The organism is Nostoc sp. PCC 9305 (assembly GCF_963920915.1).
Lineage (GTDB): Bacteria > Cyanobacteriota > Cyanobacteriia > Cyanobacteriales > Nostocaceae > Nostoc.
The window spans coordinates 1-10917 of record NZ_CAWUDN010000171.1; the positions used below are offsets into that span (position 1 = coordinate 1).

General features: G+C 39.8%; 8 protein-coding genes and 1 pseudogene. 1 reads left to right on the top strand and 8 read right to left on the bottom strand.

Going from position 1 to position 10917, the window contains the following annotated elements; translation table 11 throughout:
• Nucleotides 1-52: 52 nt before the first annotated feature.
• From ACM0OX_RS33770 to ACM0OX_RS33800, 7 genes are all read right to left on the bottom strand, one after another.
• Entirely contained in the window at nt 53-829 is a 777-nt protein-coding gene (locus ACM0OX_RS33770) for an SDR family NAD(P)-dependent oxidoreductase (protein WP_414519363.1), read from the bottom strand.
• A gap of 374 nt (nt 830-1203) precedes the next feature.
• Nucleotides 1204-1761, bottom strand: a complete 558-nt coding sequence (locus ACM0OX_RS33775) for a hypothetical protein (protein WP_322670822.1) — start codon at nt 1759-1761, stop codon at nt 1204-1206.
• Between the two features lie 762 nt (nt 1762-2523).
• Nucleotides 2524-3129, bottom strand: a complete 606-nt coding sequence (locus ACM0OX_RS33780; protein ID WP_335056556.1) for an exopolysaccharide biosynthesis protein — start codon at nt 3127-3129, stop codon at nt 2524-2526.
• A gap of 124 nt (nt 3130-3253) precedes the next feature.
• Nucleotides 3254-4138, bottom strand: coding sequence for a lipid kinase (locus ACM0OX_RS33785; protein ID WP_414519366.1), 885 nt, complete (start codon nt 4136-4138; stop codon nt 3254-3256).
• Nucleotides 4139-5124: 986 nt separating this feature from the next.
• A complete protein-coding gene (locus ACM0OX_RS33790; RefSeq protein WP_414519367.1) occupies nt 5125-5301 on the bottom strand; it encodes a hypothetical protein in 177 nt (58 codons plus the stop codon).
• Nucleotides 5302-5576: 275 nt separating this feature from the next.
• Nucleotides 5577-5993 carry an alternative ribosome rescue aminoacyl-tRNA hydrolase ArfB gene (gene arfB / locus ACM0OX_RS33795; protein WP_414519369.1) on the bottom strand — a complete coding sequence of 139 codons (417 nt, stop codon included), beginning with the start codon at nt 5991-5993 and terminating at the stop codon, nt 5577-5579.
• Between the two features lie 47 nt (nt 5994-6040).
• On the bottom strand, nt 6041-6295 hold the full coding sequence (locus tag ACM0OX_RS33800; RefSeq protein WP_414519371.1) for an RNA-binding S4 domain-containing protein: 255 nt from the start codon (nt 6293-6295) through the stop codon (nt 6041-6043).
• Between the two features lie 528 nt (nt 6296-6823).
• Here ACM0OX_RS33800 and dpdE point away from each other — a divergent pair.
• Nucleotides 6824-10135, top strand: coding sequence for a protein DpdE (gene dpdE, locus ACM0OX_RS33805; protein WP_414519373.1), 3312 nt, complete (start codon nt 6824-6826; stop codon nt 10133-10135).
• A 161-nt stretch (nt 10136-10296) separates the two neighbouring features.
• Here the strand turns inward: dpdE and ACM0OX_RS33810 are convergent.
• Nucleotides 10297-10875 (bottom strand): annotated as a pseudogene (locus tag ACM0OX_RS33810) (tRNA-dihydrouridine synthase); the annotation flags it as partial.
• Nucleotides 10876-10917 lie beyond the last annotated feature (42 nt).

The following is a 10917-nucleotide window of genomic DNA, read 5'->3' on the forward strand; positions in this document are numbered from 1 at the left end:
CGGGCAAGATGCCCACCCCACAATATTGGATAATTTATTTCTTGGAGTTCCCTTAGGCTTTAAAGCGTTTCGCTAACATATTCAGTAGAAGTTTGCGCGGTACAAGCCGAGATAATTTGCTTCTAATTTGAGTGGTAGTATCAGAGCTAATAACAGTTGGATAGCCTTTTTCTAAAGCCTCTAAAGATTCCCAAACCACTTTTTCGGAAGAATAAACTTTATCTGTACTGCCTGCCAGCGCTGGAGGAAAATTAGCTTCTGCAAAAAAGTTTGTTTCTATTGGCCCTGGACAAGTGACTAAAATACGAACACCATACTCATAATTTTCTGCCCATAATGCTTCACTAAAGCTGAGAATAAAAGCTTTACTTGCAGCATAAACAGAAAGGTATGGTATTGGTTGAAATGCGGTAATAGAGGATACGTTAATAATACTTCCAGAACGACGTTGCCGCATCAAGGGTAAAAACTTATGAGTTAAATCTACCAATGCTAAAATATTTAATTGTACGATTTTGACTTGTTTTTCTCCATCTCCTTCAGCAAAGTCGCCATAGTAACCAAAACCAGCATTGTTGATTAATAAGTCAATAGTTAATTCTTTTGATTTTGTGGCATCAAATACACTAGCTGCTGCATTAGGTTCTGTGAGGTCTTTAACTATAACGTCTACTTGAATGTTGTGTTGTTCTTGTAGTTGTTTAGCTAATTGGCTTAGTTTATCTTCAGAACGAGCAACGAGTACAAGATTTGTCTTGCGTGCAGCTAGTTCTTGGGCAAAGGCTTTACCAATACCACTAGAAGCACCAGTAATTAAAGCAGTTGGCATTATACATATTTAGATAGTTTTTAAGCACTTATAAATTTTAGCGATGTTGGCTATAAGTTTTAACTACCCAAAGTGATATACCAAAAAGAGTACAAGCATTACTTAGTAATGAAATGAAGGTTAGTTTGCTGCACCCATAATTTTTCAATGGAAGCTATTGCAAAAGTTGAAACACACATTTACCTTTATTGCTATCTCAATCTCAAAAAATATTTTGTGGAAATTTTTGCTAAATTCAGCCTCCCAATTGACTGATTCTTCTTGCGGTTTTCTCTGAAAGTATAATTGCCGCCGATCCAGATATTTTTTCTGAAGTCCTATGTCAAAAATAATGATTTTTCTCATAGCAATTAAAAATTAATTTTAATTGCTAATTACCATTTTTCAGACCAATAGATAATTTCTGAGGTGGAACTATTAATAGCAACGCCGTAGCTATCTCCATGATTCCACTTAAAGCCAGGTCTACCTTTGTCATCTGTATTCAATACCAATATTTCATAAGTAGCTGGAAAAGATTCTGTAGGAGAATCACTAGTATAGAAGAAAGTTGTCGGCACACCGTTAGGTTGGTTTATGTGGTCGTTTGTGTCACCACCTATATATTTGTGCTTGGCACTATTTCTGTATTGTGAAAGTAATTTTTCTATCTTCTTTGGTGGCTCTTTTAACCTAATTTGAAAAAAACTACTTCCTTGCAAAACTTTGGGAGAGTAAGCAATACGAACGTCTTTAGCATCAGGGGGTATCTCATTAGGAAAATGTTTTATTTGGTCATTTTCAGACCATAGCTGATTACGAATTTCTTTGTAGCGTGATGTATCAGTTATAATTTTAGGCTCGCTAGTACTGCTAAAAGTTGTTCTCAGAAAAAAGCTCCCCCCGACAATACTAAGACTAGCAAGGGCTAATAGAAATTGCGATCGCTTCATCAAGTTGGGTGTGTCTAACTTTCATAGTCATATACCCAACTAATAAACTAAATTCGTACTATTGCGGATATCCAATCAGAGATATTAACAGAAACTTTGTGTATTCAGAGGAAAATAGGGCTAATTGTAAAATTAATGTGAAGTTGGTCAATGATTACCTAGTCAAATACCGAAGGCGATCCTCGGAGACTAGTACTACCGTTGTAGCTAACGAAATCAATTCCACAAGCATCCATTTCTTTTCAATTCTTCCTGATGTAGCAACAACTAAAGCGGATATATAAATAGTAGATGCACCTTAATTAAATCACAGCCTTCAGCTTTTAGTTGAGGGCTTTTTTATTGTTGATACTTTTTTATTCTGCAAGAAAATAAATTTGCTTAAAAATCTAATTTGCCCGGATATAGCAATAAATAAAACGGATTAATAAATGGTAGATGCACCTTAATTAAATTACAGCCTTCAGCTTTTAGTTGAAGGCTTTTTTATTTGGCAAGAAAATAAATTTGCTTAAAAATCTAATTTGCCCGGATATGGCAATAAATAAAGCGGATTAATAAATGGTAGATGCACCCTAAGAATTTACAGCCTTCAGTCAAAAGCTGGAGGCTTTTTTATTGCTGACACTTTTTTATTTGGCAAGAAAATAAATTTGCTTAAAAATCTAATTTGCCCGGATATGGCAATAAATAAAGCGGATTAATAAATGGTAGATGCACCCTAAGAATTTACAGCCTTCAGCCAAAAGCTGGAGGCTTTTATTATTTCAATATCGATGGCAGCAAACTGGGAGCTAACCACAATGCATAACCAATAAATCCAAACAACAAGGTAATTAGGGCAGTAATGCCGTAGCTGATGCAAATTAATAAACCATCAGATTCTATGGTGGCAACAGTCAAAAGTAAAATACCGATAGTCGGGATAGGATTTGTAAACGGAATTGGTAATATTAGTAATACTGTTAATAAAGAGATACAAAACCCATTAATTCGCCAAATTAAAGGATTATGAGCTATTTTTGCTAATCGGGGACGGGCGATTTTATGGAAAACTTTGGTAAGCCGTCCCAAATTTTGTAAAAGTAACTGGGCGAAGGAACGAGGAAATTTGTAGTTAGCGATTCTTTTCGGTAGCCAAGGCGATCGCCTTCCTAAAACCATTTGCACTGACAACAGCAAACAAGCACCACCAAAAGGGCCAGTTAATCCCGGTGGCATAGGAAGTAAAAAAGGCAAAACTAATAATGTAATTACCAGGCTGAAGCCCCGTTCTGAGGTTTCTGTCAGAATATCACCTAGAGTCAGCGGTTGTTCAGCTAGGCGTTGCAACAGGGATTTTATATCTTGAGAAAATCTCAGATGCATTTGGCGTGAGTTGATGCGAGTTCCCACTTTCTAGTAGAGGGAGATGAGGGAGAATAACTTCTAAACTCTGCCAATTTTAGATTTTGAATTTAAGGAAAATCTAAAATCTAAAATTGAATGACTCCTAACTCCTGCTTTCTGGAGGTACAAAAACAGCTATAGCTTTAGGTATAACCCGAAAATGAGCAGGTGTGTAGGTAGTGATTTCACCATCTGTATTGATAGCGCGAGGTTTGCGAGTACGTATCTCTATTTCTTGACCTTGATGGGAGCGTACACTCTGCCAATGTATGTGTCGCCCTTGTCGCATTGAAGGTAGCAGTAATATAACCTGCCACCAGTGTTCAATTTCCAAGCTATAAAGGTCTAGCCTTTGATCGTCTATTGTGGCATCGTCAGCCACTGCCATACCACCACCGTAATAGCGGCCGTTACCGACTGCAATTTGCACTGTTTTGACGCGAACCAATTCACCGTTAATCGCAATCTCTGCTGTAAAAGGTCGGGCTTCCAAAAGCACTTGCAATGCAGTAGCAGCGTAAGCAAATACTCCCCAACGGCGCTTGACTTCTTTGGTAAGTCGTTGGGTAATTTTTACACTCAATCCCATACTCGCAACGTTAAAAAAGTGTTTGCCATTCACACAACCCAAGTCGATGCGCTGTAAATGTCCATCTGCAATAATTTTGCAAGCTTCGTTGAGAGAATTAGGGATTCCCAAAGTTCTCGCTAGATCGTTGGCAGTTCCTAGAGGTAAGATTCCCAAAGGTAACTGAGTTTCAATTAAAGCATCTACGGCAGCATTTAGAGTACCATCTCCTCCGCCAATAATTACCAAGTCAACTTGATGCTTATAGCGAAGTATAACTTCAGCAAGATGTTGGGGATCTTCTGTAGACTCCTCAATTAAATCAAAGCCAAATGTTTTCAGACTTTGAATCGCTTCCGATAGACCCTTTTGCCCTTGGCGAGCATGACGATTTACTAACAGCAGTGCGCGGGAACTCATGGGTGGTACCTTTTGTTGTTGATATGTCCAATTATCCGCATCTATGTATTCTGCTTAATGTTGACTATAAAAAAGTGTTTATGCTGTGATGAAAGTTATCAAAAATTAATTTTCATAACACTTATTATAATGTGAATACTAATTTTTAATTTTTCTTTTTCTTTAGTTTAGCTCTACTAGCCCTCAGTGTGTTTATCTTCAGCAAATATAATTATTACTCCTCAGATAAATTAATTTTCGGTGTTTTTATTTATAAAATAGCAAGTTGTTTAAATATTATTATGCCAAATACAAGAGATATTTTTCATTAAAATAGACCTCTTGCAAAAGTCCCTAACACCCCACCCCCAACCCCTCCCCGCAAGCGGCTACCGTGTACACACAAGTCTGAAATAGCTGATTAACCAGGGTTTTACTCCACCCTAACCCTCCCCTTCCAAAGGCTACGGTGTATACACAAGTCTTCTAGAGTTGCGCCACAGCCTTTTGATCCCCCCAACCCCCCGATAAATTGGGGGGCAAAAAGCTCTCAAAGTCCCCCTTAAAAAGGGGGATTTAGGAGGATCTAGGACGATTTTGGTTTTCTAGAAAGATGTGTGTACACCGTAGCCGCAAGCGGGGAGGGGTTGGGGGTGTGGTTCTTTCTTATTTTTGATTTATGCAAGAGGTCTAATAAATACATTTACAGCAGATTGCAACTTTGTGATGTACAGATTATTGTAAGGGCACAACAATGTTCATAGGTGTCAACTTAAGCTAAAAGCTTTGTCAAACTCTCGTTTCCAGCCTCTGGGCTGGAAATGCACTTCAATTGCGTCTCTGCCGCCAACACCCTAGGCAGAGCCTCTAGAACAGCATTCCCAGCCTGAGCAGGGGAACGAGACGAAAAACGAACGCTGTTTATAGCGTTTCTGTGTTGAATCTAATACAGCGCTAGTTGATTGCTTAACGATGGGAAATTCCTATCTTCATTTGGAATTTTGATTTTATGACTTTTTCGGGTCGGTGTCGCCACCAATAATTGCTTGAAACACGTCCCCTAGTAAAAAGAAAAATGCCGCAACTAACACTACAAGCATTAAACTCGCAAGGGCCGCAAAGGGAGAGATGATAAACAAGATTAAAAGCGCAAACATCAAAATCTTTAGTAATATCTTATTCATCTTTTTTCATATTGAATAATATGTAAGTATCTAGGCATAAATAAATTTAAAGTTTGTCGTCAGGACTTTAGTCCCGATCATCCTTGCTCTGAGCGATAAATCGCTCACTACAAACTAGGAGTTGATTTTATTAGGACTTACGCAAAAACTCTCTCAAACTCTCTTCCTCCGTGACCTCTGCGTCCTCTGTGGTTCGTTTTTCCTTACCTTTGCGTAAGTCCTATTTATATTTAATTATGTCTATTTACTTATGTTCTCTATAAATAATCGATGAATTAACAATCTGTCACCTGTCCTCTGTTTGATTTAATCTGTGCGCGCTTACTTTTGTGGTCAAGGCGTTTTCTTTGAGAACTGCGAGTTGGTTTAGTGGGTTTGCGTTTGATTGTCACGACAACTGCGCTTTGAATGAGTTCTTGAAGTCGTTTCAAGGCTGACTCGCGATTGTTCTCTTGGCTTCGGTGTTCCTGGGCTTTAATTACAACTACTCCTTCTTGGTTAATGCGTCGATCGTTGAGCTTTAAAAGCTGTTGTTTATAATAATCGGGTAATGATGAAGCTGTAATATCGAAGCGCAAGTGGATCGCGGTAGAAACCTTATTTACATTTTGACCTCCTGCTCCTTGGGAGCGAATCGCAGTAATTTCAATTTCAGTCTGTGGGATGATAACTTTGTTGGAAATTTGCAGCATTACTCACAAAGAAAAAAAGAAATTTGTAACTTTGAGATCAACTTTATTTACTCGGTTTGTTCGGTTAAATCTATCATTACCTCTGGGTCTTCATTGTTGTTCAAATTCACCTCTAAAGTTTGTCCTTGGATTGTCACTTTATCGCCCGGTACTAGTCGCCGTCCTCGTCGAGTTTCCAGCATCCCATTTACTTGAACATCGCCACCTTGAATCATCAGCTTGGCTTGGCCTCCTGTTGGGACTATACCCATCAACTTTAAAAATTGATTTAGCTTAATTGTGTTGTCTCTAATTTTCTTCATAGTCAATAAATGTACATAGTTTTAATTGTATCGTGACCTTCTCAAGCTAAAGCGTAAATCTGTTACACCACAAAATCAGCTAAGTACAGTATTTCATTAATTCGTAGCAAATTTAATTTGGCAATACCCTGCAATGGCATTGTGTTGGCAAACATTTAACAAAGTCACGCTTTTAGGCAAAACTTTGCTGAGAAATGTGAATTTACAGCAGTTTTCATTTAATTGAACTGTATATGTTGTAAAAGCAGAACAATGCTGTACCTCTACTGTGTGGTGCATTTACCTGAAAATTGCTAATTTTATTAATTGGCTGTGGTGGAGCGGCATCGAATAGCGAGTCCGCTTACTCTGTAAGAGTTGCAAGCTACGCGTAGCCTCTCGTAGAGAGCGTCATCGCCCGTCGTAGATATCGCTCTAACAAAAACTGTAATACCAGTTATTATCTATAATGTTGATCGACAAAACTGCCAGATATGGGCTAAAAACTAGTCTGGAAGGTTCTTTTAGTGTGTTCAGGGGACTGGATCTATGATTAAGCTTGGTTTATTGGTACAGTCCCAGAATAACTCTTTGGGTATCGGAAAAGTTACGGAAATATCTGATACCAATGCGATCGTTGAGTATTTCTGCTCTATAGGCCAACGTCTCCAAAAAACTTTACCTTTAAGTTCGCTCTCTGAAGTCAAGCTTGAACCCCAAGCTAGATGCTATATCAAGTTCCCAACTCAGGATAAATGGATAGTTGGCAGAGTTTTTATCTGGGATGATGATACAGAAATGTATCAAATTGATTTACCAGATAAGAAAACTGCGATCGCATCTGTTGAAGATATTTACGTTCGTTGTAATCTACCAAATACAGACCCCATCCAAACTCTGGCGATGAAGGGTCACGAAACGCCCTATTTCCACGACAAAAGATTGGCTTTCGTGAAATCCTTGACTCAGCAACGCGCTGTGAGTCGCGGGATGATGGGACTGATTTCGGCAAATATTAATCTTTATCCTCACCAAGTTGAAGTAGTCAGGCGGGTACTGGAAGACCCAATTCAACGCTACTTGTTAGCAGATGAGGTGGGACTGGGAAAAACCATCGAAGCGGGTGCGATTCTCCGTCAATTCCTCCTCGACGAACCGAAAAAAGGTGCGGTAGTGATAGTTCCGCAATATTTGCTCAAACAATGGCGGACTGAGTTAGAAAACAAGTTTTACATCTCCCATTTTGGCAAACGGGTAGCGGTGCTGGCGGTTGAAGATATCCATAAAATCAACCTGAAAGCAAGGATAGGCTGCTTAATTTTAGATGAAGCTCATCACATCGCCGCAATGGCAACCTCTAAGGATGCAACTGTACGCCAGCGTTTTCAGACTTGCAAAGAACTTGCTCATAAAAGCGATCGCTTACTTTTATTATCTGCCACTCCGGTTCTCAATCACGAGCAGGATTTTCTGGCGATGTTGCACTTGCTCGACCCGACAACCTATAAAATTGGCGATCTAGCAGGTTTCCGCACCAAAGTTGAAAGCCGTCAGCAAATTGGTAAACTTCTGCTTTCTTTTAAAGAAGGTGCAGAACCAGAGGTTCTCAAAAGCAACTTGCAGCAATTACGAAACCTCTTGGCTGAAGATAAGTATTTTCTGAAGCTGGCGGATGATTTAGAAAATTGTTTACAAGCAAATTCTCCTGAGCAAGAGCAAATCGTCCAAGCGATTCGCGTCCACGTCAGCGATATCTATCGACTACATCGGCGAATGCTTCGCAACCGTCGCGCTGCGGTGGAAGATGTGATATTTGACCGCAACTTTACACCAAAAGAAGAGTACGATTTAGATGAGCGATCGCTTGATATCCACGAACTCCTCAATCAATGGCGGAGTGTTGCTCCTGAAGACAAGCAATATCAGCGAGTTTTTCTGCTGTTATTTCTCGCTGCTGGGACTTGGTTGGGCATTTTAGAGCAGGTAATTACAGCGCGTTTAACTGCGAAACCTCATGCTAAACTCATCCAGGAGTTTAAAGAAGATGATATTCGCCTATTAACTACAACCCCCAAATTCTCAGGGGAAGAAGAGATTCTCCAATCCTTACTAAAAATTATTCGTCAACCTCAAGAGGACGGACAACGGACGGAAAATTTGAAAACAGTGCTGCTGAATCAGCTAGGTACTTATTTCAAAATTCCCGCAAACGTTCGGAAGAATCAAAAGGAATTCATCACGAGAATACAGCAGAGAATTAAGAGACCAATTACTGGCGATATTCTGCCAAAATTTGTTGTATTTACCAGTTTTGTGCAAGCTTGTGGCGAAATTGTCCGGTATTTATCTGATACCTTTGGTACAGAGACAATAGCTAGCCATCAATTTGGAGAATCACCAGACAAAGTTGAGGAAGGCTTAAATCGGTTCAAGAATAACCCCAACTGCTTTATTTTAGTATGCGATCGCTCTGGAGAAGAAGGGCGTAACCTCCAGTTTGCCGATTGGTTAATTCATTTTGACCTGCCTTGGTCGCCTAATCAATTAGAGCAGAGAATTGGCAGACTTGACCGCATTGGCAGCAAAATTGGCATCCAATCTAGTGCCTTGATTGGCCCCTACTTGGAAGATAGCCCTCACAATGCTTGGTATAAAGTATTAAAAGATGGGTTTGGGATTTTCCAACAATCAATTGCCAGTCTCCAGTTTTATGTGGATGAGAAACTTGCAGAATTAGAAACAGTTTTGTTTCAATCAGGCGCGGCTGGATTGTTAGAGATGGTTTCACCAATTCAAGAGCAAATTGAAGCAGAAATAGCCAAAATTAGCGAACAAAATGCTCTAGATGAAATTGATGCCAACGATGAAATTGCTACCGAGTATTTTCAAGAGCTAGATAATTACGATGCTCGTCATCTAGACATGAAACGAGCAATTGAAGGCTGGATTTGCGACGCGCTGGGATTCCGAGGACTGAATAACCCCGATTCATCAGAGATGCGACGTTATCAACCAACAACGCGAACATTAGTGCCGATAAATGATTTACAAAACCGTTTTGCTGAGAGTTCCTTAGACCAATTTGGTACTTATAATCGCAGAGTAGCAAACCAAAATCCTGGTGTTAAACTCTTTCGAGTTGGCGAAGGATTTGTCGAAGCACTCTCGAACTATATCAACTGGGATGACCGAGGTGAAGCCTTTGCTCTCTGGCGCACTGATGCATCTTGGGACGCGAAAGAAGGGAAGGAGTGGTTCGGTTTTCAATGCAATTATGTAGTCGAGGCAAATTTAAGAATTGCCAAACAAGTTTTACTAGATAATAAACTAGATAATTCTCAATTCAAAAACTTGCAGCGCCGCGTTGATGCTCTATTTCCACCAATTATAGAAACTATCTATGTTGATGGTCGCAAGCAGCCAATCCGTGCTGTTGAGGATAAAGCTCTTTTAAGTATTCTGCAACGTCCATATAAAGATAAAAACAATAATCAAGGACGAGATTACAATCTAGCAAAAGAGCGCTTAGGAATTATTGACGATTTTGTCGATCCTAGTAAATGGCAAAATTTTTGCTATGAAATGCGTAATGCTTCTTCAGAATTACTTGCCAATCGTCCCGATTTTATTGATTTATGTCAAAGTTGTGCTACACTTGCCGAAAAAAAATTAGCCAATAGAGTAGAACAATTACGCCTACGTTTAAACCAGCAAAGTTGGGATAACGCATTAGCTGAAGAATTGAAGATAGAAACTGCTTTAAATGCAGCCATTCTAGAGGGAATTCGCCAGCCGCTTCTGAGGCTTGATTCTGTAGGTTTTATTGTAGTATCGGGGCGATCGCTTGTGCAATTTGAGTGATATTATGTACGATTAAATAGCTTTGGAAATCAAATAGGATTACCAAAGATTGAGAGCTTGAAATCCCCGACTTATTTAAAAAGTCGGGGATATTTTTGTTATGGTGTTACTGATGACATCGCTGTAAAAATATGTACAGCAAGTTTCAAGAACGCCCGATATCACACACTCAAAGAAGGTGCTAGGGCTAAAGTTTTCGTCAAATCAGTCAGGAGAACGCGATCGCACAGGTTAAATAATTCTGCCTCAGTAGAAGTATGTCGCATCAACCGTAAAAAATGACCTTCAGTGTCAACACTCAGAGCAATGTAGTTGAGGAACATTTTCAGGTAGCCGACGCGCGATCGCTCTGGCATAGTTGCCGCTGTGGGGGTTTGCCATAAACGATCGATATAGTGGCGTACCTCCGCTAAAGGAACGGGTGCGATCGGCTCTCTTCGCAAAGCTTGCCGAATTTGATTAAAAATCCAAGGATTCCCGATCGCCCAGCGTCCCACCATCACACCCGCCGCGCCCGTTTGAGAAAGCACTTCAACAGCAGTTGTCGCCGAGTTGATATTGCCATTAGCAAGCACTGGACAATCGACTCGTCTAACGGCTTCAGCGATTAAATCATATTTCACAGCCCCGTGGTACATATCTTTCACCGTGCGACCATGCAAACTCAGTAAATCAATGTTGTGGCGATTGATTATATCTAGAATTTTGTAAAAATTATCTGTATTTTCAAACTGGAGTTTAGACTAAAAGCGATATGAGAGAACGCAAATCAAAAGGAATTA